Here is a 24,489-nt window from a genome sequence, read left to right as displayed (position 1 = left end):
AGGTTTCTGAGCTTTTTTTAATTCCTTAATCATGAACAGGGGAAGAGGGATTCGAACCCCCATTAACGGTTTTGGAGACCGTTGCTCTGCCATTGAACTATTCCCCTAAAATTGCCTGCCCAAGTATAATACCACAGGACAGGCAATATGTCAATCAGTTTTTCCAAAGTTGTCGAAAATTGTTTCAATTAAATAAACTGTTCTAATTATTCCTTTCAGAATAACAATAACCACATTTTCTCATCTTCATAACGGTTCTAAATCAGGTTAATGGCTTCCCTCACATTGCTGGCTCCGGCAAGCTCGATATCTTTCCTCTTTTTTAGCTTCTCCAGGCTCACCTGCGGCATGATGCATCGTGTAAAGCCAAGTTTTACCGCCTCATTCACCCTCTGTTCCGACATAGACACGGCCCTCACCTCACCCGAGAGGCCGACCTCCCCGAATATCACCGTCTTTTCATCCACCGGCCGGTCTTTGTAGCTTGAAATGAGCGCCATCACGATAGCCAGATCAAGGGCCGGTTCATTCATCTTCATTCCTCCGGCGATATTGACGTAGGCGTCGAACTGGGACAGCTCGTACCGGCACCGTTTTTCCAGCACGGCCATCAGGAGATTGACACGGTTGTAGTCTGTTCCGGCCGCTGTTCTTCTGGGCATTCCGAAGTTCGTCTTTGTCACAAGGGCCTGGACTTCCAGCATAATCGGCCTTGTTCCCTCCAGAGAACAGGCCGCCACCGCACCCGACGCGCCGGCAGGTCGTCCGTCCAACATGAATTCCGAAGGATTCTTCACCTCGGCAAGCCCTTCCTCCCTCATCTCAAATACGCCGATTTCATTGGTGGAACCGAAACGGTTCTTAATTCCTCTCAGAATGCGGTAGGAGGCATGACGGTCCCCCTCAAAATAAAGCACCGTATCCACCATATGTTCCAGCACTCTCGGACCGGCCACCACGCCCTCCTTAGTTACATGCCCGATAATAAAGACCATCACGCCCAGGCCTTTTGCAATCTGCATCAGAATATTGGTACACTCCCGCACCTGGCTCACGCTGCCCGGAGCAGAGGTTACTTCCTCCATATACATTGTCTGTATCGAATCGATGACAACGGCATCGGGCATGGTCCTCTTAATCACTTCCTCAATTGTGCCCAGATTTGTCTCACAGAGAAATGAAAGAGGGCCTTCCACAGTTCCAATCCGGTTAGCCCGGAGCTTGATCTGCTTTAATGACTCTTCTCCTGAAATATAGAGAACTTTCTGCTTCTGACCTGCCAGATTTCTGCAGACCTGTAAGAGCAGAGTGGACTTTCCGATACCCGGATCGCCGCCCACCAGGACCAGGGAACCCCTCACGATTCCGGAACCGAGCACGCGGTCCAGCTCCTCAAATCCTGTTCTGATTCTGTCTTCTTCATCCAGCACAATCTCCGCCAGCGTCACCGGCCTGGCGTCCGAGGACGCCCGCCTGCTTCCTGACGTTCCGCCCTTTCCCACTGTCTTTACCTGGGAAACAGGCTCCTCCACCATCGTATTCCATGCCTTGCAGGCCGGACACTGCCCGGTCCACTTCGCCGACTCAAAACCGCACTCACTGCAAAAAAATATGCTCGTCTTAGCTTTTGCCATTCATTTCTCCCTTTTAGCCATAAACCGTTATCAAAAGAATGGAGGCTGATCCGCCGATCGCCTCCACTCTGTTAAATCAGTTATCTCTATCTTCCTGCAATCTTAATCTCTGTCGTTACGCCTTCGTTCAGTTCCACGCTTAAAACAAGTTTTCCGCTTACGTTGGTCGTCATACCTCCGACTGCAACACCGTCGATAAATACTTCGTATTCGTGTTCATCTTCCAGCTGTACCGTAATCTGTGCATCCTGGTTTCCCTCCACGGTGAAGGTTATCTCGGAATCATCAACTGCAAAATGGTTCACTGCCGTTCCCGGTACGGATTCATAAACGAACATTCCGTTCCTCTCCAGTTTTGTTATCTCATGAAAAGTTTTAACTTTATATAAGTCCCCTTTGTATTCAAAATCCTGCAATTTGGACTTTGCAGCTAATTCATAATTGCCAAAACTGATTGTACCGTCATCCTCGATGCGGATTAACTCGTTAACTACTGGCATAAATCTATCCTCCTGGTATTCTTCTGTGTGTTTCTTCCTGTAAACTCATTCTATCACAGTTTCTTTTACTTGACCAGTATTTTATTCTCTTTCAAGGCCTCTTTAAAGGTGAACTCCAGCCCCTCTTTTCCTTTGGTCACAAGTACTTCATCTTCCTTTTTAATGCGGCCTTCCAGCAGTTCTTCCGACAGCTTATCCTCTATCTGGTTCTGGATTGTCCGGCGGAGCGGCCTTGCTCCGTACTTCTCATCGTAGCCTTTTTCGGCCAGATATTCTACGGCTCCGTCATCCACATTCAAGCTCATGCCAATCTGTGCCTTAGTCCGTTTGATAATCGTTTTCAGCATAATACCGGCAATCTCTTTAATATTTTCGCGGTTCAGCGGATGGAACACCATAATCTCGTCGATACGGTTTAAGAACTCCGGTTTAAACATTTTTTTAACCTCGTCCATAACCCGGTTTTTCATAAATTCATAGTCCGTTTTCGCATCCGAATCGGACGAGAATCCCAGACGCTTCGGTGAAATGATATTCTCCGCCCCCGCGTTGGAGGTCATGATGAGAACCGTATTCTTAAAGTCAATCTTTCTGCCCTGGGCATCGGTGATATGGCCGTCGTCCAGAATCTGGAGCAGAATATTAAAGACGTCCGGATGCGCTTTCTCGATCTCGTCGAACAGAATGACGGAATACGGATTGCGGCGCACCTTCTCACTGAGCTGTCCGCCCTCCTCATATCCCACATATCCCGGCGGCGAGCCAATCATCTTGGATACACTGTGTTTCTCCATATATTCAGACATGTCAACCCGGATCATCGCATTCTCCGTGCCGAACATAGCCTCGGAGAGCGCCTTGGAAAGCTCGGTCTTGCCGACGCCGGTAGGTCCAAGGAACAGGAAGGAGCCAATCGGCCGTTTCGGATCCTTAAGGCCCACGCGGCCTCTCCGGATGGCTCTTGAGACGGCCGTCACCGCCTCCTCCTGGCCCACTACCCTCTCGTGGAGAATCGATTCCAGTTTCAGAAGGCGCTCGGACTCTTCCTCGGCCAGCTTGCGCACCGGAATTCTGGTCCAGTCGGATACGATATCCGCTATCTCATTCTCTCCGACAATCAGTTTTCTGGAATTCTTCTCCTTCTGCCACTTATCGCGGATTTTATCTATCTTGTCATGCTTCCTTACCTGTTTTTTCTTGATCTCTCCGGCCTTTTCATACGCCTCCGCCTTGATCGCCTCTTCTTTCTGGCGCTCCAGCTTTTTGATCTCTTCCTCCAGAGCCTTAATCTCATCCGGCTCCGTATACACGGTCAGACGCAGCTTGGAAGACGCCTCGTCAATCAGGTCAATGGCCTTATCGGGAAGGAAACGGTCGTTGATATAGCGGGCCGACAGCTTGACGGCAGCCTCCAGGGCCTCATCCGTGATTGTCACCTTGTGGTGCTCCTCGTACCGGCTTCTGAGTCCTCTCAGAATCGCGACGGAATCTTCCTCCGTCGGTTCCTCCACCATAACCGGCTGGAAACGGCGTTCCAGAGCGGCATCCTTCTCAATATATTTGCGGTATTCCTCCACCGTCGTCGCGCCGATTAACTGGATTTCCCCTCTTGCAAGGGACGGTTTCAGGATGTTGGACGCGTCAATGGCCCCCTCCGCACCTCCGGCGCCGATAATTGTATGGATTTCATCGATGAACAGCAGTACATCTCCGTCGTCTTTGACTTCGGAGAGAACCTTCTTGATGCGTTCCTCAAATTCACCCCTGTATTTGGAACCTGCCACCATTCCTGACAGATCCAGGCTGACAACGCGCTTTTTTGCAATGGTCTCCGGAACATTGCCGGAGATAATAAGCTGAGCCAGTCCTTCCACAACCGCGGTTTTTCCAACTCCCGGCTCACCGATTAAGCAGGGGTTGTTCTTCCCTCTTCTGCTCAGGATCTGGATGACTCTCTTCATCTCAACTTCACGCCCTATCACCGGGTCCAGCTTTCCCTCTTTCGCAAGTTCGGTCAGATCACGGCTGAAACTGTCCAGATTCGGTGTGTTGCCCTTCTCTTTTCTCAGGCGTCCCGCCGCTTCCTCACGGCCCGCGGGAGCGTCGTCCCCCATAGCCGCCATCAAATCAATATACAGCTTCTGGATATTGACATTCATCGTATTGAGAAGGCGCGATGCCGTGCACTTCCCTTCTTTAATCATCGCAATGAGTATATGCTCCGTCCCAATCAGAGGCGCTTTAAAAAATACGGCCTCCTCATAGCTTGCCTGAAGTACCGCCCTGGCTCCCGGCGTATACTCCGCCTGTTCCGCAATTCTGGTGGGCGCCGCCGGTGATATCAGGCGTTCCATCAGCTCCAGCACTTTTTCTTCCGTAACATCATATCGTCCGAGGATGGCGGCAGCCACGCCGCTTCCCTCCTTAATCAGCCCCAGAAGGAGATGTTCTGTCCCCACGTACCCGTGTTCCAGCTCCTCCGCCGTGTCCACGGCCAGGCGGATTGCTTCCCTGGCCTTCTGTGTAAAACGATCTATCATAAATTGATCCTCCTGAAAATTCCCCTGGTTGGTTTACTTTATGCTTAGCATACTTTATGGTTAGTTTACTTTATAGTTAGTTTACTTTATAGTTAGTTTACTTTATGCTTAATCTACTTTAGTTCCGGGAGATGCTCCCTGATATATCTTCCCCTCGCCACTTCCAGTTCATCCTTGCCGAGCGGCTGCCTGGAATATTTCTGAAGGTTCGCCGGCTGGATTCCTATCATGATGTTGTAAATACTGACAAATTCCTTTGTCTCCACAAGGCCGTCCGCGATGCCCGCCCGTAAATGGGAGAGAAAAGTCATCGCCTCCTTCATTGAAAGCTTTCTCGCGTATTTAAGAACACCGTATGATTTGTACACCTCATCCTCACGGAGCAGACGGTGTTTTGCGAGGGATGCCTCCCTCACCTCCCGCTCCTGGCCTGAAAGCTGGACGGCCACATTGCTCACCAGTTCCATAATTTCCTGCTCATTTACTCCCAGCGTTTTCTGGTTATATATCTCATAGAGATCGCCGCTGTTCTCCGAACCCCGGCCGTAAACTCCCCTCACCGTTGTCCCAAACCGGCTCATATCCCCCAGAAGCTCCTGAAACCGCTTGCTTGTTGAAAGAGACGGCAGGTGTACAACCACAGACGCCTTCATCCCGGTCCCCACATTTGTGGGATAGGATGTCAGATAGCCGTACTTGCTGCTGAATGCATAAGGGAACTTTTCGTTGATATAGTCATCCAGCCTGTCGGCCTCCTCATAGCATTCTTTCAGTCTCAGTCCCGGCGCAAGCACCTGCAGGCGGATGTGATCATCACCGTTAAGCACCAGGCTCACCGCCTCATCCTCAGAATAAATAATGCTGCCCGGTGTCGTCTTCTCCATCAGTGTTTTATTGAGCAGGCGGCGCTCCCGCAGTTCCATGCGGTCCAGCTCCTCCATCTTTTCCAGTGTCCTGCACTCGTACCTGCGGCCGTCCGTCTCCTTCAAGTTTTTAAGTTCCTGGGTCATCTGGCCTACCATGTATCTGGCTTCATCCTCATCAAGCCTGGAGGGGAATTTATATTCTTCCCAGTTTCTTGAAAGACGAACCCGGCTGGATACGATATTGGACGGATCATTTTTTACTTTCTCAAACCATCTCGTCATTCTTTTCTTTCTCCTCTTTTAAGGCTTTTATTTTATCCCGGCATACAGCCGCTTCTTCGTAATCTTCGTTCCTGATTGCCGTCTGTAAATGTCTCTCCAGTTGTTTTATCTGCTCATCCGCAGAGAACTCCATCACGCCTCCGCTGGTAACCTCTGCCGATGTCTTTCCCATCCTGCGCATCTTCGGCTGTTTGCCGGTGTGGCTTGCACTCTCCTGGAGCTTCTTAATCTTCTCTCCAATCAGCAGGTCAAACACATGGTAGCAGTCCGCACAGCCAAAGCGGCTGTTCTCCACAAATTCCTCGTATGTGGTCCCGCATGTAGGGCAGGCCACCTCATCCATCTTCTGCTGTCTGGCCGCGGAAGACTGCAGTCCCAAAAGACTCGACAGAAGCTTGCCAAGGGGGAATTCTCCCTCAATAATTGCGGAATAAGGCCCAAAATCCATTTCCTGCGCACATTGGGAGCAGAGATTATGCTCTGTCTTTACCCCATTGATTACTTCTGTGTATTTAATATTTGCTTCGCGTATTCTGCATTTCTCACATAACATTATCTAACCCTCCATTAAAGGATACCCGGTTTTATCCGGAAAAAGCGTCAAATATAGAATCTACCAGCCTGTGCACTTCTTGGCGGCTTACATTCTTGCAGGCTCCCCTGGCAAGAATAACGCTTAAGTCGCGCTCCAGTTCCTGTATCGCCCTGATTTTATCTGCATCCAGGGAAATAACGGCTCCCCTGCGGCGGTCCAGTTTGACAAAACCTTCCTGTTTTAATACAGAATATGCTTTGTTTACCGTATGCATGTTAATCCCTATATCATCGGCCAGCTGGCGCACCGATGGGAGCGTCTCTCCCTCGCGGAGCCGCTCTGTCGCTATTCCTATAATAATCTGGTTCCTAAGCTGAATATAAATCGCTTCATCGCTGTTAAAGTCGATCTCTACAATCATAATCCACCATCTTTCGTCATTTTGTTATAGCGATTATATAACAAAGTGAACATGAAGTCAACCTGCAAGTGGATTACGCAAAATTTCAATTTCCACAGAAAATATACAGGCGGACCGGACATGCGTCCTGCAGTTCTCCCTGCTTTCATGCATGTCCGGTCCGTATGCCGGCGTTAAGGAAATCTCAGTGAGACTTCCACCGTATCATTTAGTTCAAATCAAGAAATTCAAAATCGTCGTCATCGCGCGGACCGGGCTTTCTGGTTCTTTCCCCTGTCCTGGCGGCGCGGGCGCGCCTCTCGTCTTCCTGGCGTTCCCTCTCTAAGCGTTCCCTGGTTCTTCTGGCCCGCTCGGCGCGTTCCATCTCCCTCTGGCGGATGGCCTCTTCCATTCCTATATCCTGGCTTCTAACGGGCTTTGCCGCATACCGCTGTTCGGGATAGCCCTGGCCGCTCCGGCCGGACTCCGTACTTCTTCTTTCCGGATATCCCTGGTGGCTCCGGCCCTGTTCCGGATTTCTTCTCTCCGGATATCCCTGGGCGCTTCGGCCCGGCTCCGGATTTCTCCTTTCAGGATAACCCTGGGCGCCACGGCTCTGTTCCGGATTTCTCCTCTCCGGGTAGCCCTGGGCGCTTCGGCCGGACTCCGGACTTCTTCTCTCCGGATAGCCCTGGGCGCTTCGGCCCTGTTCCGGACTTCTTCTCTCCGGATATCCCTGGGAGCTCCGCCCCGGCTCCGGGCTTCTTCTCTCCGGATATCCCTGGGCGCTCCGCCCCTGTTCCGGGCTTCTTCTCTCCGGGTATCCCTGGGCGCTCCGCCCCGGCTCCGGGCTTCTTCTCTCCGGATAGCCCTGGGCGCTCCGCCCCTGTTCCGGATATCTTCCCGCCGTATTTACCTGTTCCGGACGTCTTTGGGATGTGCGGTTCTGCTCGGAATTTCTCGGTTCCGGGCGCCTCTGTGCCGGATAACCCTGTTCTGCCGTTCCCGCCATTCTGCGCACCGCGGCGTCCTGATATCCAGCATTCTGGCCGTATTTTGCCGTTCTTGCAGGCTCCTGGCCTCTCCTAGACTCTGCCTGAGGACGTTCGTCTCCGGCAAGGCGTCTTCTCTGTTCCATGCCGTCCTCGGCAATTCTGCCCGTTCTGGCCGCCTGTCCCTGTCTCTTCCTGTCTTCCTCTTCCTGCATTGCCCTGCGTTTTACCGGTGTCGGAGTTTCATCGCGCTCCGCTCTTCCCGCATGCTCTCTCCGGTGCATCAGCAGGTTGATCACCATAAAGAAAAGAATCAGGCAGACTACAATCAGAACCACAATAACAATAAATCTGAGATCGTAATCCTTGCAGAGGGCATTATAATCATCCAGGAGCTTTGTCACCTGGGCTTCGTCAAACTGGCTCTCCAGTGCCGGATCTTCAAAGTAGCGCTGGAATGTTTTTTCTGCTATATCGTAACGGTAAAGTCCTTTTTCGCCGCTCTCATTCATACCGTAAATGACACAGTACTTCTGTTCCTCATCGGTCTTCCATACCCATCCCTTGACTTTTGCGTCTCCGTTCAACTGGATGGCAGTCTGGGCAAATCCTTCCGGAACTTCGATGGTATCGTCAATCGGCAGGACCACAATTGCCCTTGCCACGCTGTCGATCGTCACATAAGGCGACAATGCCCCCGATTCCGGTACATAGATATAGAATGAGCCATTCCCGTCACTTCCCTGGAGGTAAATCAGGGTAAGGCCGTTGCCTGTACCGGCCATAATCTCCGTGCCGTTGTAGGTGCAGGTAGACTGGGTATAGCCCGCAGGAAGAGCTGCAGGGTCAAATGACGACGCTACGCTGTATTCCACTCCGTCAATATCAGCCTTCAGTTCTCCGACCACCGCACTGCCCGTGACCACGGCCTCACCGGCCTCCGTAGCCGGTACTTCCGATGATTCCGACTTATTGACTGTAATCGTATAAGATTTTACGGTCTGGCCATCCTCCGCAGTAACCTTACATACCACGGTATTGGCCCCCGTCTTAAGGCCGGAGCCTCCGGTGACCTTTGTCTTTGCTTTAGCGTCCTTAGCATCGGCGCTGACTGCGATTTTATCCACGTCGCCGCCGACATTTACCGTATAGGACATTACATCCGGTGAAAAAGCCGGTGACAGCTGTCCCGGCGATACTTTTAATGAGGCAAGGGCCGCTTCGCTCGAGTAAGTCGCAGGAGCCTTGACTTTCACTGCCGATGAACCCACCTTAGTAACATTGACGGCCTGAGTATCCGCATCATAAACCTCATGGCTTGCTACGGAAATCGACGTGTCGCCCGCCTGTACTGCCTTAAATTTAAGCGTGTAGGCAAATTCCTTTGTCGTGTTGGAATCCATCGTTCCCACAAGACGCACGGAACCGGCGCCTCCATTGGCATTATTCCCGCTAACAAACTCAATATGCGACTGATCATAAGATAAAACCAGATCGGACGCCCCGAGGTTTCCATCGGTGGCCGTAACCTTGACCGTCACATTAAATTCCTGTCCCACCGTTGTGCTCGGATCGGAAAATGATATCTTCGCGCTGGCTGCAAAAGCCTCAAAGCCGCCAAACGGCATGGCCAGACAAAGGGCGCATGCAGCAATCAGGCTGGTAACTATATTTCTTACTCTTCTGTTCATAATCTCTCCCACCTAGTTCAGTTTCTGACTCCCCAGAATATCCTTCTGCATTGCCAGGATATCCATGATGTCGACTTTCCCGTTGCCATTGACATCGGTGGCCTTCTCAAACGGGCCTGTAAGGGTTTCAAGCCCGAGGATATGCCTCTGTGCTTTCAGCACATCCAGAATATTTAATTTACCATCACCGTTATTATCTCCCTTCACGATCACATCATATCGGACCGTGGGAGAACCGTCGGAGCCGAAAGCCTGGACAAGGTTGCCCGTGCCCACAGCTCCGGTGACTTCTCCACCCGATGAATTATAAACCTTTATAATACTTCCCGCACCCGCCGCGGCCAGGGAGGCTGCAAGCTGTGCTGCGGTCATACCCGCGCTGACGGTCTGCGTCCCGCCGCTTCCCGTTCCTGAAGAACCGCTGCCGCCGGGCGTAGCGCCAGGTGTTGTTCCTGTCGTTGGGCCGGTTGTTGAGCCGGGTGTTCCCGAACTTCCCCCGGGTCCTACCAGATTGGAGGGATCCGACGATGTGCCAAAACCGGATACACTGCCGCCCGGAGCCACCGGCCCGTTCGTATTACCCGATTCTAACCCTGAGCCTGAGCCGTCCGGAGCAATAATCTGTACATCCGAACCGCCTCCCGGATTGCCGGCAGAACTGCCCCCGGGATTACTTACCGAACCGCCTCCCGGGCCAGTTCCAGGACCTCCCCCGGGACCGGAGCCTGAACCGCCTCCCGAACCGGAGTTCACTCCGCTGCCGATAGAATCAGAATAGGTAGGACCGTTGTCCTGACGTACAACATGAATCACATAATTTCTTATGCTGCCGTTCTGTGCCTTGACAGCCACGGTGATATCGTTGTTGCCGCTCTGCAGATTAATATTTCCCGTTCCGCTGACGGTCGACTTGGAATCGATCACGGAAGCCGCCACCGTCACACTGCTGACGGAGTGGTCCACAATCAGGTCATAAGATTCCGTATCCCTGTTAAATGTAGGGGTAAGGGCAAAACCTTCCACTCCAAGGCCGGACAGCTTATTGTTCGGGCTGCCGTCAATCGTTGGCTTTGCGCACGCCGTAGCAGGCATATTCTTATAAACCGGTATGGAAAACTCCAGAGACGTTGTCTTGAGCGCACTGATTTTAGCCAGTGTAAGCCCCTCCGCCGCCGCCGCAAGGACGTTGGTCATGTACTGGTGTTTATAGAGGTTGTCCCCCTGTACGTTGAATTTTTTCAGATACAGAGTATCCTGTCCGCGTTTCACATAATTATTTCCATAGTAAATAGAGCCGCCGAGTATGGACTTTTCCACGCTGTTCCATGGACGTTCATAACTGCCGGACTGAGATGCCCACCATAACCCTCTCTCGACCGCTCCCATGGAGCCGGACTGATAGGATTCAATGTTAAAAAAGTTATAATATCCCTGATAGCCTGATACGGTTCCCGATATACTTCGGCCGGTGCCCTGGCTGCCCTGCTCCTGGATAATCATCGAGGCAAGGATATAAGGATTCACGCCCGACTGGGCCGCTGCATTCATAATAATATCAACGTATGAGCTGCTGCCTGATACAGGCGCCGTACCGCCAAAATTGCCGGAATTGCTGCCTGAATCGGAGAAACCGGAGTCTCCTCCCATTCCCGGTCCGTATGCCGTCATAACACGGTCCACCTGATGATCACTGATCGAGGCAAGCGGTGAAATCGGAGAAACAACCTGACCGTTATCCCCTGAACCGGAACTGTCTCCCGGACCGGAACCAGATTCTGCGCCTGGACCGGAACCAGGACCTGAGCCCGGCCCCCCTCCTGAACTGCCGGAGCCGGAGCCGGAAGAACCCCCGGAAGAACTTCCGCCGGACGGCGCCGTGCCTCCTCCCGCGCTGCCTGCCAGGAAGGTACCGGCCACCATGCTCTCCAGCCCCTCTCTTGTATGGATAGAACTGTCATAGGACTGCTTCATAAACTGGAAAATGTATTTTTCATTTAAAAAATTTCTCGGATCCATGTAGTAGCGGATAATATCTTCCGACGCCTGAACCCAGGAATTGCCGTCAAAGCCGGGCCACGAACCGGTATCCCAGTCATAGGCTCCCGTTGCGGTCGACTTCCAGGAAGAAATGTTCTCTCTCCCCACCAGATTTCTTCCGATTACGCTCTCGTTCTCTACTGCGGTATTCCAGTCCAGATTGGTCTGAAGGGCCGTAAACGTCCATTTGGGATACATGGCGTGAAGCTCACGCAGTCCCGGCTTGTAGCTCTCCGGAAATCCCTGGCTGTTCATATAGCTCTCAAAGTCACCATCAGACGTAATTACCGTCGGAAATTTTATGTAGTCACTGGACGCGTATCCGATTGTCTCGGCTCCGCCGCCTCCGCTGAACCGTATCTGATACCACAGTTTTCCGTCCGTCCCGGTCTGCTCACCGATTACGGTAACCGCGGCCCCATGAGACAGTTTCGCCACTGCCTGATAGGAGGTTCCCGGTCCGCTTCGCACGTTCAGATTCGTCGCATTGACCGAGGCGGTCCGCTCGCTAGCCATGCTGACCATACCGGATAATCCCGTACGTCCCGCCTGCCATGGGCTGAAGGCCATAATACAGCCAAGCAGCAGCGCAACCACCCTCTTATATCCCTTTTTTTTCATTCGTGTCTCTCCCCGTAATGCCTGAAGCGGCATTTTCCTCTATATTTTCAAAACCTGCGAATTCTTTTCAATCCCATACGGGTCAAAAAAGCGATTTGCCTGATTAGGCATTATGTACATTATAATGAAAACTACCATTATATGTCAACCTCATGAACAAAAGTTCACAGAATATCCAGGAATTTACAGGAATTGTAAGATTTTCTTAACAAATTCTGCCTAACAGGATTGTGATGAGCATCAGAAGGATTAACACGGCCTGTCTTACCGTATCCTTCCTGCACCACTTAATCACTCTGACTGTCATATCCTCCTCCATCTCCGGATCTGTTTTGATATTTTTGCAAAACAGTCCCATTATCTATAGTATTATATGCAGACAAGGGGGGGATGTTGACAGAAATTTTGAAAAAGTTAGGGGGTGGGTGGAATAAAAAGAGCAAAGACTCATGGCCTCTGCTCTTTTCCAAACTACTCTTTATACAGGATACGCCCTGTTCAGCCTGTCGGCTTTCGCAGGATCAATCCCGGTTGACTGTGCCTCACGGTACTCAAAGAATTCCTTGGCTACCTGTGGGAATAATGCATAAGTCAGCACATCCTCATCCTGTTTCTTCCACTGGGACATCTCTGCTTCCAGTTTCTGAAGCTGCGGCTCGATCTTGTCGGCCGGACGGCAGGTGATTGGTGTTGCGTCCCCAATTGCTTTTTTCTGGACTTCGGCATTGAACGGTTTAACAGTCTGGCCGAATTCGCCCATAAGAAGTTTCTTGGACTCTTTTGTAAACATCTTGTAACGCTGTCCCATCAGTACGTTTAATACGGCCTGTGTTCCCACGATCTGGGAGGACGGGGTAACAAGCGGCGGCTCTCCGAAATCCTTGCGGACTCTCGGGATCTCCTGAAGTACGGCATAATATTTGTCTTCGGCATGAGCCTCTTTTAACTGGGACACCAGGTTGGAAAGCATTCCGCCCGGTACCTGGTAACGGAGCGTATTGATATCTACGCCCAGTACCTTTGTATTCATCAGGCCGCTTGCAAGAGCCTCCTCGCGCAGAGGTCTGAAGTATTCGGCAATCTCGGCCAGTGCATCTTTGTTAAGTCCCGTGTCGTAGCGTGTACCGCTGAAAGTCTCAACCATAACCTCTGTTGCCGGCTGGCTGGTTCCAAGTGCGAATGGTGACATCGCCGTATCAATAATATCACAGCCTGCTTCTACTGCTTTTAAGTACGTCATGGAAGCTACACCGGAGGTATAGTGTGTGTGAAGATCGATCGGAAGCTTCACGGATTCTTTTAGCGCTGTAACAAGCTCTTCTGCCGCATATGGTGTCAGAAGTCCGGCCATATCCTTAATACATAAGGAATTGGCGCCCATGTCCTCGATCTCCTTCGCGATATTTTTCCAGTAATCAAGGGTGTAGGCATCTCCCAGCGTATAGCTCAAAGCTACCTGGGCATGGCCTTTTTCGCTGTTGGCTGCTTTCACGGCTGTCTTAAGGTTTCTGATATCGTTTAAACAGTCAAAGATACGGATAATATCAATGCCGTTGGCGATGGATTTCTGTACAAAGTATTCTACAACATCATCTGCATAATGGTTGTAACCGAGGATATTCTGTCCGCGGAACAGCATCTGCAGTTTTGTGTGTTTGAATCCGGCTCTCAGTTTTCTCAGTCTGTCCCACGGATCTTCTTTTAAGAAACGCAGGGATGCGTCGAATGTAGCGCCGCCCCAGCACTCTACGGCATGATACCCTACCTGATCCATCTTGTCGATGATCGGAAGCATCTGATCTGTTGTCATTCTGGTTGCGATTAAGGACTGGTGAGCGTCACGAAGGACGGTCTCCACAATCTTAACCGGCTTTTTCTCTATATTAGCCATTTTGTGACCTCCTGAATTTTTCATTTATTTCACTCCAAAGATAGCCATGAATGTTCCGGCTGCAACTGCGGTGCCGATAACACCGGCAACGTTTGGTCCCATTGCATGCATCAGAAGGAAGTTGGTCGGATCTGCTTCCGCTCCCACCTTCTGGGATACACGGGCTGCCATCGGAACTGCGGACACGCCGGCGGAACCAATCAGCGGGTTAACTTTTCCATGGGTTACCTTGCACATAATCTTACCGAAAATAACACCTGCTGCAGTGCCAAGGGAGAATGCAACCAGACCCAGAATAACGATCTTAATTGTATCCATGTTCAGGAACGCTTCTGCACTCGTCGTAGCTCCTACGGATGTGCCGAGCAGGATAACTACGATATACATAAGGGCGTTGGAAGCTGTCTCTGTAAGCTGTTTAACAACACCTGATTCACGGAACAGGTTTCCAAGCATCAGCATACCAACCAGTGGAGCTGTCGTCGGAAGAATCAGGCATACAACAATCGTAACAATGATTGGGAAAAGAATTTTCTCCAGTCTCGATACAGGGCGGAGCTGTTCCATCCTGATCTTTCTCTCTTCTTCTGTAGTAAGAAGTTTCATAATCGGCGGCTGAATAATCGGAACCAGCGCCATGTAAGAATATGCGGCTACTGCGATCGGACCCATCAGTCCTGTCTGTCCAAGCTTGCCGGCCAGGAAGATGGATGTAGGGCCGTCAGCTCCGCCGATGATAGAAATAGCAGCGGCGGCCTTGTCATTAAATCCAAGGAAAATAGCCATAAAGTAAGCGCCATAAATACCGAACTGGGCAGCTGCCCCCAGCAGGAAACTCTTCGGGTTGGCAATCAATGGACCAAAGTCGGTCATTGCGCCTACACCCATGAAAATAAGTGACGGCAAAATACTCCATTCATCCAATAAATAGAAGTAATGTAAAAGTCCGCCGACACCGCTCGACGACTCTTCAACAGTTTTCATAATATCCGGATAGATATTAACGAGCAGCATACCAAATGCAATCGGAAGCAATAAGAGCGGTTCAAACCCCTTCTGGATAGCCAGATAGAGAAAAATGAGCGCCACTAAAATCATAACCATATTTCCGACAGTCAAATTCAGAAATGCCGTCTGTTGAAGAAGATTAGACAATGTAGTTGTAATGTATTCCATATTAATCCCTCCAAACGGAATCTTTCATGACCCGTATCTACCAGTTTTTAGTTTAATGTTGCAAGTGTTGCGCCTGGTTCTACCATATCGCCTACTGCTACATTAATGCTGGCAATTGTTCCGTCCTGAGGTGCTACGATTTCGTTCTCCATCTTCATCGCTTCCAGAATCAGGATCACCTGTCCGCGTTTTACCGCTGCGCCGGCCTGCATTTTAACTCCGAGGATTTTGCCTGGCATTGGGGCTGTCACAGGTACGGAGCCTGCTGCTGGCGCCGCCGGTGCTGGGGCTGGAGCTGGTGCCGCAGGCGCTGGGGCCGGTGCTGGTGCCGCTGCTCTTGGTGCTGGTGCTGGCGCCGGAGCCGGTGCTGGTGCCGCTGCTCTTGGTGCTGGTGCTGGCGCCGGAGCCGGTGCTGCCGCTCTTGGTGCTGGTGCTGGCGCTGCCGCCTTAGCTGCTCCTGTAAATCCTTCTTCTACTGTTACTTCATAAGCATTGCCATTTACTGTAATTGTATAATTCTTCATCTGATTTTCCTCCTGATTCAATTAAGCGTTTTTCCATTTTGAGCCAGACTTGCGTCTGATTGAACGTACTATCAGTCCTTCTGCCGGGACACAGGCGGCAGCCGAAATTGCTGCTGTGATTACCGCCACCAATTCCATATCATCTGCCAGGTTTTCTTCCTCACAGAAGGCAGGTTCCGGAGCCGGTACCGGTTCTGAAACAACGGGCGCCGGAACTGGGGCAGGGACCGGAACAGCAGGCGCTGGAACCGGAGCAGAGGGAGCGGGCGCCGGAACAACAGGTTCTGATGCTGCTGCTTTTGCCGCCTCTTTCTTTGCCTTGTAATTCGCTTCCAGTGTATTTACATTCTTCAGGCTTGCAATAATAAAACTGATAAAAATAAGTACCAGGAACACGGTTCCCATACCCATCAGAGTATTCATTCCCGCTCTCTCGAGCTTCTCACCTGTAGTAAAAATTGGAGTAAAGACCATCTCGGTCGCTGCAAGAGAAGTACCGCCGTAATTATCACTGACCACCTCTTCCGCAGTGAGGGCAAATTCCAGTTCCCTCTCTTCATAGCTTGCTCTGACTGTTACTTTGTAGCTGTCCTCGCTCACACGCTCAACTTCCTCAGAAAGAATGGATACCAGTCTTCCTAAATCAGGTTTTGAGCTCTGCCAGGAAGAAATTGCACTTTCCATGACAGTATTCTTTTGTTTCTGCACTCTTTTTAATGTAGTTGCCAGCGCTTCATCGTCGTAGCTGTCAAACTCCTTCAGATAATTCTCAGCCCCCGTCTTCATCGTAGACTCTATTGTCTCGGGAACCGGCTCTGAATCCTTATTGCTGCCTGAGCAGGCGGTAAGGGCAAAGAAGCTGACTGCCATACATAACACAAGCAATACCTTTTTCATATTCTGTTTCATATATGCGTCACCTCATCATAATCAGACCGTTCCATGCTTTTTAGACGGACGATCCTCTCTCTTTGTGAATAACATTTCAAATGCAGCGATAACACGTTTTCTGGTCTCGCCGGCCTCGATAATATCGTCCACATATCCTCTTCCTGCCGCTGCCTGAGCAGAGCTCTGAAGTTTTTCATACTCGGCAGCTTTCTCACTGATGAGAGCCGCTGCATTCTCTGATTTGCCAATCTCTTCCGCGTACATAATCTTAACGGCGCTCTGGGCATCCATCATTCCGATCTTTGCCTGGGGCCATGCATAGACAATGTCTGCTCCGATGGACTTGCTGTTCATCGTCACATAAGCGCTTCCGAATGCGTCGCCAACCACTACCGTTACCTTCGGCACATCGGCGTTCGCAAATGCATACGTAAGGCGGCCTGCCGCTCTGGCAATCTTCTTCTCCGTGCATTTGCACTGTTTGTATCCTTTTACGTTTACAAGTGTAAGGATCGGGATATTAAATGCATCACAGAAGTTTACAAAATCTGCCGCCTTCTCACAGCCTCTGGCCGAAAGTGCCGCTTCGAATTCTTCTGTTTTCTCATTCTCTTCATTATAAATTTCAGTACGGTTTGCAACGCAGCCCACCGTAGAACCGTTCAGGCGGATAAAACCGGTCACCATAGAAGGATCGTACTCTTTCTTCACTTCCATAAAGAAATAGCCGTCCGAAATCTCAGCAAGAGCTTTGGCCGTATCGCCGGTCCATCCCGCAAGATCTTCGGAAACCCTGTTTAAATCGTCTTCACATTCATCATAGGACATATCATCTTCATTGTTAGCCGGAAGGATAGATACAAGAGTCCTGATCTGGGATAAGATCTCCTCCTCGCTTCCAACTGCGTCAACAAGCCCTGTCTCTTCACTCTGGAATGCCGCCGATGCCGTATCACATTTTGTGACATCGTTGCCAGCCAGTGCGTTGGGAGAATTAACAAATAATTTGCCGTTATCTGCCATGAATACAAAGTCTGCGATTGCAGAAGATACTGCCATTCCTCCGCCGCAATTTCCAAATACCGCGCAAATCTGCGGAACGACGCCGGATGCCATAGTCTGCTCCAGGTACATCTGGCCAAAACCGTCAAGTGCGTCTGTCGCCTCCTGAAGGCGAAGGCCTGAACAGTCTAAAAGCCCGATCACCGGCGCTCCCATCTTCATCGCCATCTTATAGATATTGGAAATTTTCTTTGCGTGCATTTCGCCGATGGAGCCGCCCATTACAGACGCATCCTGGCTGTACACATACACAAGGTTGCCTTCGATGGTACCATATCCGGTAATCACACCATCAGCCGCAGTCTCCTGTGCCGTCATGTTGAAATTTGTGCTCCTTGCCGTGATATAAGAACCTACTTCAACAAAACTGTTATCGTCAAGCAGGGAATCAATTCTCTTGCCCGACAATGTCTGTGCAGAATTACTCATTTTGCTGTCCTCCATTTGAATTATTTCGACAACGGATACTACCTACCGTGACCCCATAAAAGTTCACTTTTTAGTAAGTCCAACTTTTGCCTAGTGCCATTGTATAATGGGTTTTGTCAAATTGCAAGTTCTTTCAGAGAGTTTTTATTCACCTTTTCTAATTTATAACAACTTTTTTTCACAGATTTTCATTTTTTCTTTTAATAATGTGCCAATTTTTCTGCGGGCTGTAAATTTTTTATTCCCGTTTTTTTCTCTCTCTGCACATTCTCCCTGATTTAGCAATATTTTTGCAATTTATTATCCGGCTCAAAGTCCAATACTAAATAATGAACTTCATCAGAAATTAACTTTATATGAACTTCATCCATCAAATCATGAAAGGAGGACTTATCATGAGCCCGGCAAACGACTATAAGGCAAAAGAATGTAACTGTCAACAAATACTGGCCATCGCTTCTGTCCCAATGCAGCCCTGGATTCAACCCAGGGAACTTTCCATCGCCCTGGAGCGCGGAACTATTTTTGAAAACCTTGACTTTCCATTTTATATAGGAGGTGAACAAAAATGACCGACAGAGCCACACTTCTGAAACAGATAGACGAAGTCAGCTTCGCTATCAACGATGTTACACTGTATCTCGATACCCATCCCGACTGTGCGGACGCCATCTCCTATTTTAATGAAATGGCTCCAAAACGCGCCAGCCTGATGCAGGAATTTGCAGCTAATTTTGAACCGCTTACAATCGACTGTATCAGTAAAAACGGCGGACTTACCGATCATTTCACCTGGCTTGACGGCCCGGCGCCCTGGGAAGGAGGTGCTCTCTAATGTGGAATTATGAAAAACGGCTTCAGTTTCCGGTCAGCATTAAGACCTGCTGTCCAAAAACAGCTCAGCTTATTATCAGCCAGTTCGGCGGTCCCGACGGCGAGCTTGCAGCATCCATGCGATACCTGTCCCAGCGTTACTCGATGCCATGTAAAAAGGTAGCCGGACTGCTGACCGACATCGGTACGGAAGAACTGGCCCATATGGAAATGATCTGTGCCATGATTTACCAGCTTACTAAAAATATGACAACCGCAGACGCCAAAACAGCCGGTTTTGACGCCTACTATGTGGATCATACCAGCGCCCTGTGGCCGACAGCGGCAGCCGGAGTGCCATTTAATGCATGTGAGTTCCAGAGTAAAGGCGATGCCATAACCGACCTGACAGAGGATCTGGCAGCTGAGCAGAAAGCCAGAACCACTTATGATAACCTGTTGAGAATTATCACGGATCCCGACGTGCGCGCTCCGCTCCAGTTCTTACGCGCCAGGGAACTCGTCCACTTCCAGCGGTTCGGAGAAGCTCTGGAAAACTTAAAAACTACCATGGATTCCAAAAACTATTACTATTTTAACCCGGAATTCGATAAAAAATTTGTCCAGTAACAGTCCGATTAATAAATAAACCGCAGCATCCTGTTTGTTTCACACAGTAGATAAAAAATACTCACTGAAGCCGCTTCTGCATGACAGCGTATTTCTGTCCGCACAGCGGTTCCCGTGAGTATTTGACAAACCGGTGTGTTCCATATTATACTTGCAGAAAGAGAATCAATACTGTGAGGACAATTATAATGGATGAGCGATGCAAAATTTATCATGAAATGATTGACGAGCTGGACGAGTCATATCGCCTGATGCATGAATATGATTCTATGATCCACGATTACGGAACGGCTGTTCTATATCAGGCGGAATCCAAGATCATTCACCTTGTCGGTGAAAAGCCGGGAGTGACCGCCGTTGAACTGTCTGCAATCCTCAAAAAGACTCCCAGCGCCTGTTCCCAAATCCTGCGTAAGCTCCGCCGTAAAGGCTGGATCGAACAGACAAGAAACGCCGACAACAACCGCGAGTATAACTTAAACCTCACCCCGGAAGGCTGGGCCATCTACGAGGGACATAACCAATTTGAACAGCGCTGCTATAAACGCACTTATCACAATCTGGGTTCCTTCAGCGATGAACAGCTTATGATCTACGTGGAGATCCAGAAAAAACTGAATGAAACCTTTATCCAGGATGTCGAGGAGAGCCGCGAGGCATCCGTCAATAAAAAACCGGAAAGCAGCCATAACTGATGCTGCTTTCCGGTTTTTTACCGTTTCGGCGGCCGCCATTCATGAAACTCAGACCCCAACGGCATAGATAACCCCGTAGCCCTCCGAAGGCTCCACCATATCCATCTTTTCAAGCATTCGGTCAATCACTGCCTCGGGTACGCTTCTGTCCCGCTTCTTATTTCTCCTTAAAAGCTCCTCATAAGGAGCCTCCACGTAGACCGTGATTACTCTGGCGCCGTAATCCTCAAAAAGACGGCGCAGTTTCTGCCTCGTACTCAGCACGGTGTTTGTGGCATCCCATACAAAGGATTCTTTTCTGCGCAGGAATACCCTGGCCCTCTTCCGCGCCTCATCGGCCACCGCGCCGGAACCGTCCGCGGGGTTTACTCCCCACTCCTGTCTGATATCATCCAGCGAGACGACGGGAATTTCCTTTAAATTCTCTCCGATATAGGTATCCTTTCCCGCGAGGGGCAGGCCGGCCATCAGGAAGACGGTAAATTCCGTCTCGTCAAACAGCGGTATGCCGCGGCCGATCCGGCTGCTTCCGCCGCCAAAATCGTCATTATAATATTTAAATCTGGTGTAATCACATGCAAATTCCGGTTTTCCTTCATAGCAGTTTATTTCCCTGCCATATTCCCGGAAACACTCCACATTGCAGAGCAGGTCCTCCGTATCTTCACAAATCCGGCCCAGAATATCGGCCTTGGACAGCATATAAAGAAGCGGCAGGCGCACGCTCTCGGCCGCCCGGCACAGCCTGGCCTCCGCCCTGTCCCGGTCCCAGAAATGAAGTGGAAGGCCATGATACCGAATCAGCCAGGCAATTTCCTCTCTCTCCCGGAAGGACACCTCATACTGGGAGGCATATTTTTTATAAATCATCCGCCGGAATATTTTGGAGCCCGTAACCGTATGCTTCGGGGAGACAAACACTCCGTTCTCAAGCTTTGTACAAACAGGTTTTCCAATGTCGTGGAACAGGGCGGAGAGATAAATAATTCCCCGCTCCTCCTTTCCTAGTCCGGTCCATTCCGGAAGTTCCGTCACCGCCCGGCACACGAGCCTGGTATGTGTTTCGGCATTCCCCTCCCCGTGGTAGGCCGGATTTTGTTCCGCCTCTTTCATTGCCTCAAGTTCCGGAAACAGGGTTTTCATCCTTTCATAATCGTAATCATTTGCCTCCGGCAGGTCAAGCAGACGTTTCTTCATCATTCACGCACCTCCTCCGCAAAGAGATCCACTCCACCCCTTAGCCCGTTTGGAATAATCGGCCGGTTAGCCCAGTGGGTCTCGGAATCTAGGATGGTATTTAAAAAGGAACTCCTGACATATTTTAATCTGCCGGTGGTCTCCTCCCCCTCCTCGATTTTAATATAGATTCCCTCCATCAGATCGCTTGCATCCGTCTGGCGGGCCGCCAGCTCAAAAGACAAATTCCTTTTTCTGCACTCTTCCTGCAGTGACGCAAGACAGTTCTCCGATTTGAACGCAGACTTTCCAAGGAGGGAGGTAAGCTCCTCCGCCCTGTCGAGACAGCCCTCAAAAAGCACCGGGACCTGTTTAATAAACGGATAAGGCAAAAGCCGTCTGCGGCGCTCCTTTGTACTGAGGAACATCTTCCTCTCCTTGTCGTAAATATCAAACTCCATAAAATAATGGGACAGCCCGTCATAGTAAACCGTATGTTTGGCGTAGAGCCACTCCCCATACATAATATATCTGCTTCCCAACAGGCCGTAGAGCTTTTCCTGAAAACAGCCCGCCCATGTTTTAAGAAGGGCAAACTGCCGCTCGCCATAACCTCCGTTCAGGTAATGGCCACGGCTCTGCAGCAGCATTTTCCCGTTTCCGTCAAAGGAAATGCCGCAGTTGGCGCCGTCGACTTTCTCTTCCAGCACCACAAAACGTCCCCTGATTTCGGAAAACGGCACACTGTTTAAATCTTCATCCCCGGCCTGAATTCTTGATCCTTCTATGTGCCGGGTTCTCGGGTATTTTATAATATCTTCCATATGATATCATCCTCACTTTCTGAGGTGATACGGATAAGGCAGCTCCCTGGAAATGCCGAGGCACTCCAAAACACCATCAAAGAGGCTGCGGGGTAAAGAACTCCCCGCAGCCTCTGCACCGAGCCCCATGCCTTATGTATCACAGTTGTCGGGTAACAGCGCGGCAGAAGGGAATACGCCTTAAACCTTCCATCACTTTTACATGATGCAAGAGATACGCTTTTCCTTTAGCTGCGGTCCGTTTTGCTGTGATACGATTACATGGTTCTCATTCCCTTCTGTTTATTTTATCTATCCCGGCAATCAGTGTCCAGGTCCCTGTTGTGATGGTGTCTCTTCCGTCGGCTGCGCCGCCTGCTGTGTGGCAGCGTCCGCGCCGTCTGCGGCGATCTGGGTACAGATTCCGTCGGCTCCGGCCTGATAGGAAACTCCGTTAAAATCCAGAACCGCATTCACGGCCATGGCTCCGCTCGTCTGGTCAAAGAAATATTTGGCTCCGCCAATATCCTGCCAGCCCGTCAGCATAGCTCCGCTGTCGTTCAGATAGTACCGGGCTCCGCCGATATCCTGCCAGCCCGTCAGCATGGCTCCGCTGTCGTTCAGATAGTACCGGGCTCCGCCGATATCCTGCCAGCCCGTCAGCATGGCTCCGCTGTCGTTCAGATAGTACCAGCTTCCGTCTATATTCTGCCAGCCAGTCTTCATAATGCCTGCCGCATCCATATAATAATGCTGGCCGTCCACGGTCTGCCAACCGGTTAACATCTTTCCGTCGCCGCTTAAGCAGTACCAGTTTCCGTCCGGATTCTGCCAACCCGTCTTCATGGTTCCCGAAGGACTGAAATAATATCTGGCTCCGTCAATATCCTGCCAGCCCGTCTTCATGGCTCCGGAGGCATCGAGATAGTACCGTTTGCCTTCTATATCCTGCCATCCGGTCGTCATCTTTCCTTCTCCGTTCATATAATACCAGGCTCCGTTTACTTCCGCCCAGCCGGTCTGCATCTTGCCTTCGGCTCCCATATAATAGCGGGCTCCGTCCACATCCTGCCAGCCAGTCGTCATCCTGCCCGAATTATCGAGATAGAATCTGGCTCCGTCTATGTCTCTCCAGCCGGTCTGCATTCTGCCTTCGCTATCCAGATAGTATCTGGATCCGCCCACATCTCTCCAGCCGGTTGCCATTGTGCCAGACGGGTCAAAGTAATACCAGGCTCCGTCCAGGTTCTGCCAGTCCACGGCCATCTTTCCGGTGGAAGCATCCAGATAGTAGCGTCCCTCCGGGAACGTCATCCAGCCTTTAGCCGGCGTTCCGTCCGCATTCATATAATATTGTCCCTGGCCGTCGTTGATCCAGGTGGATTTCTGCATTATATAATTCTGATAATAGTAAGTATTGCCGCCGATTGTCCTCCACGTATTGGCAGGAATGAGGCTTGCAAAATCCCTGTAAAGGAAGTTGATATCCACATTTCCATTGACGCCGTTGATGGAACCGGTGTTTGTAGCCTGCCACATCGCCGGATTGTCATATGTATACATGACACCGTACCGCGCCACCCACATGTCATAATTGAGGGCCGACATGTCAATCTTGTTCTTGATCCAGTATTCGTTGGCATAAACCATCGGGCGGTACCCCGCCGCCTCAATCTTCCGGCAGAACGCGTTGATTACGGCGCTGACCTCGGACGGTGACAGTGTTCCAAGGGTGTTGGTATCCTCCGCGTCAAATACGACCGGATAGGAGATCGGATAATCTTTAATGATATTTAAAATAAAGTCGGCTTCCTGCTCGGCCATCTCCACCGATGTGGCATAGGAATAGAGATAGGCTCCTATATTGATTCCAACGCTGGTCGCTCCCTTTGCATTAATGCTGAAAAAAGGATCCTCTTCCCCCCTGAACCTGGTCGCAAGCATCGCAAATTTCACATCATCCGCAGCCACCTGGTTCCAGTCCACATTCTGATTCCAGTAAGAAAGATCAATTCCTCTTGCCAGAACACCATGGATGGGGGTCCCATCCACCATCTGATACACATTGCCCACTCTGTCCCACTCCTTTGCGTAAGCGGTAAATGGCTGTGCGCATACAGAAAGGCCCAGCAGTCCTGCTATTGTATATGCAGTCAAACGTTTTCCATATTTCATAAAGTAAATACATTCCTTTCCGAAGACCTTCCATTGCACAAATGCCTTGCCGGCAATATCTCGTGGGCAAGGGGCGACGAAATTTATCTTCCATCCGTATTTTCAAAGAAAATCCCGTTTTCTCTG

At 50.4% G+C, this 24,489-nt stretch carries 20 protein-coding genes and 1 tRNA gene; 4 read left to right on the top strand and 17 right to left on the bottom strand.

All coding sequences use genetic code 11. The features are described 5' to 3' along the window. Window positions 1-36: 36 nt before the first annotated feature. From EJL91_RS01205 to EJL91_RS01140, 14 genes are all read right to left on the bottom strand, one after another. Window positions 37-107: transfer RNA gene (locus tag EJL91_RS01205), tRNA-Trp, on the bottom strand. A gap of 150 nt (window positions 108-257) precedes the next feature. Beyond that, the gene (gene radA, locus EJL91_RS01200) at window positions 258-1,634 is read right to left on the bottom strand and encodes a DNA repair protein RadA (protein ID WP_125140143.1); all 1,377 of its coding nucleotides are present in this window, start codon (window positions 1,632-1,634) and stop codon (window positions 258-260) included. Window positions 1,635-1,720: 86 nt separating this feature from the next. Further along, the gene (locus EJL91_RS01195; protein WP_125140142.1) at window positions 1,721-2,134 is read right to left on the bottom strand and encodes an endosialidase; all 414 of its coding nucleotides are present in this window, start codon (window positions 2,132-2,134) and stop codon (window positions 1,721-1,723) included. A 65-nt stretch (window positions 2,135-2,199) separates the two neighbouring features. Then, window positions 2,200-4,674, bottom strand: a complete 2,475-nt coding sequence (locus EJL91_RS01190) for an ATP-dependent Clp protease ATP-binding subunit (protein ID WP_125140141.1) — start codon at window positions 4,672-4,674, stop codon at window positions 2,200-2,202. 113 nt (window positions 4,675-4,787) lie between these two features. Continuing rightward, window positions 4,788-5,822 (bottom strand): ATP--guanido phosphotransferase, encoded by a 1,035-nt coding sequence (locus EJL91_RS01185; RefSeq protein ID WP_125140140.1) that lies wholly within the window; start codon window positions 5,820-5,822, stop codon window positions 4,788-4,790. Next, complete coding sequence (locus EJL91_RS01180) at window positions 5,806-6,375, bottom strand: UvrB/UvrC motif-containing protein (protein ID WP_125140139.1); 570 nt, start codon at window positions 6,373-6,375, stop codon at window positions 5,806-5,808. Before EJL91_RS01180 ends, EJL91_RS01185 begins: the two co-directional genes overlap by 17 nt. Window positions 6,376-6,406: 31 nt before the next feature. Continuing rightward, complete coding sequence (locus EJL91_RS01175) at window positions 6,407-6,778, bottom strand: GntR family transcriptional regulator (RefSeq protein ID WP_125140138.1); 372 nt, start codon at window positions 6,776-6,778, stop codon at window positions 6,407-6,409. 208 nt (window positions 6,779-6,986) lie between these two features. Next, the gene (locus EJL91_RS01170; RefSeq protein ID WP_125140137.1) at window positions 6,987-9,440 is read right to left on the bottom strand and encodes a cadherin-like beta sandwich domain-containing protein; all 2,454 of its coding nucleotides are present in this window, start codon (window positions 9,438-9,440) and stop codon (window positions 6,987-6,989) included. 12 nt (window positions 9,441-9,452) lie between these two features. After that, a complete protein-coding gene (locus EJL91_RS01165) occupies window positions 9,453-12,098 on the bottom strand; it encodes an SH3 domain-containing protein (RefSeq protein ID WP_125140136.1) in 2,646 nt (881 codons plus the stop codon). 478 nt (window positions 12,099-12,576) lie between these two features. Beyond that, window positions 12,577-13,989, bottom strand: coding sequence for an oxaloacetate decarboxylase subunit alpha (locus EJL91_RS01160; protein WP_125140135.1), 1,413 nt, complete (start codon window positions 13,987-13,989; stop codon window positions 12,577-12,579). A 24-nt stretch (window positions 13,990-14,013) separates the two neighbouring features. Continuing rightward, entirely contained in the window at window positions 14,014-15,165 is a 1,152-nt protein-coding gene (locus EJL91_RS01155) for a sodium ion-translocating decarboxylase subunit beta (RefSeq protein ID WP_125140134.1), read from the bottom strand. Window positions 15,166-15,212: 47 nt separating this feature from the next. After that, window positions 15,213-15,689: a biotin/lipoyl-containing protein gene (locus EJL91_RS01150; protein WP_125140133.1), complete on the bottom strand. Its 477-nt coding sequence runs from the start codon at window positions 15,687-15,689 to the stop codon at window positions 15,213-15,215. Window positions 15,690-15,710: 21 nt separating this feature from the next. Beyond that, a complete protein-coding gene (locus tag EJL91_RS01145) occupies window positions 15,711-16,598 on the bottom strand; it encodes an OadG family protein (protein WP_125140132.1) in 888 nt (295 codons plus the stop codon). Between the two features lie 21 nt (window positions 16,599-16,619). Continuing rightward, window positions 16,620-18,071, bottom strand: coding sequence for an acyl-CoA carboxylase subunit beta (locus EJL91_RS01140; protein ID WP_125140131.1), 1,452 nt, complete (start codon window positions 18,069-18,071; stop codon window positions 16,620-16,622). Window positions 18,072-18,466: 395 nt separating this feature from the next. On the opposite strand from EJL91_RS01140, the gene EJL91_RS01135 reads away from it, so the two are divergent. The 4 genes from EJL91_RS01135 to EJL91_RS01120 all read left to right on the top strand — a co-directional run bounded on the left by EJL91_RS01135 (window position 18,467) and on the right by EJL91_RS01120 (window position 20,209). Then, window positions 18,467-18,643 (top strand): spore coat associated protein CotJA, encoded by a 177-nt coding sequence (locus EJL91_RS01135; protein ID WP_243125199.1) that lies wholly within the window; start codon window positions 18,467-18,469, stop codon window positions 18,641-18,643. Continuing rightward, window positions 18,640-18,906, top strand: a complete 267-nt coding sequence (locus EJL91_RS01130; RefSeq protein WP_125140130.1) for a spore coat protein CotJB — start codon at window positions 18,640-18,642, stop codon at window positions 18,904-18,906. Before EJL91_RS01135 ends, EJL91_RS01130 begins: the two co-directional genes overlap by 4 nt. Next, the gene (locus tag EJL91_RS01125; RefSeq protein ID WP_125140129.1) at window positions 18,906-19,514 is read left to right on the top strand and encodes a manganese catalase family protein; all 609 of its coding nucleotides are present in this window, start codon (window positions 18,906-18,908) and stop codon (window positions 19,512-19,514) included. The genes EJL91_RS01130 and EJL91_RS01125 overlap by 1 nt, the downstream gene beginning before the upstream one ends. Window positions 19,515-19,687: 173 nt before the next feature. After that, window positions 19,688-20,209: a MarR family winged helix-turn-helix transcriptional regulator gene (locus EJL91_RS01120; protein WP_341466933.1), complete on the top strand. Its 522-nt coding sequence runs from the start codon at window positions 19,688-19,690 to the stop codon at window positions 20,207-20,209. A 48-nt stretch (window positions 20,210-20,257) separates the two neighbouring features. Here EJL91_RS01120 and EJL91_RS01115 read toward each other — a convergent pair whose 3' ends face one another. The 3 genes from EJL91_RS01115 to EJL91_RS01105 all read right to left on the bottom strand — a co-directional run bounded on the left by EJL91_RS01115 (window position 20,258) and on the right by EJL91_RS01105 (window position 24,363). Further along, complete coding sequence (locus tag EJL91_RS01115) at window positions 20,258-21,409, bottom strand: AAA family ATPase (protein ID WP_125140128.1); 1,152 nt, start codon at window positions 21,407-21,409, stop codon at window positions 20,258-20,260. Further along, window positions 21,406-22,209, bottom strand: coding sequence for an RNA ligase family protein (locus tag EJL91_RS01110; protein ID WP_125140127.1), 804 nt, complete (start codon window positions 22,207-22,209; stop codon window positions 21,406-21,408). The genes EJL91_RS01115 and EJL91_RS01110 overlap by 4 nt, the downstream gene beginning before the upstream one ends. 303 nt (window positions 22,210-22,512) lie before the next feature. Beyond that, window positions 22,513-24,363: a GH25 family lysozyme gene (locus EJL91_RS01105; RefSeq protein WP_125140126.1), complete on the bottom strand. Its 1,851-nt coding sequence runs from the start codon at window positions 24,361-24,363 to the stop codon at window positions 22,513-22,515. Window positions 24,364-24,489 lie beyond the last annotated feature (126 nt).

Source organism: Clostridium transplantifaecale, assembly GCF_900626075.1.
GTDB classification, from domain to species: Bacteria; Bacillota; Clostridia; order Lachnospirales; family Lachnospiraceae; genus Otoolea; species Otoolea transplantifaecalis.
This window is presented reverse-complemented; position numbering and strand designations above follow the sequence as displayed.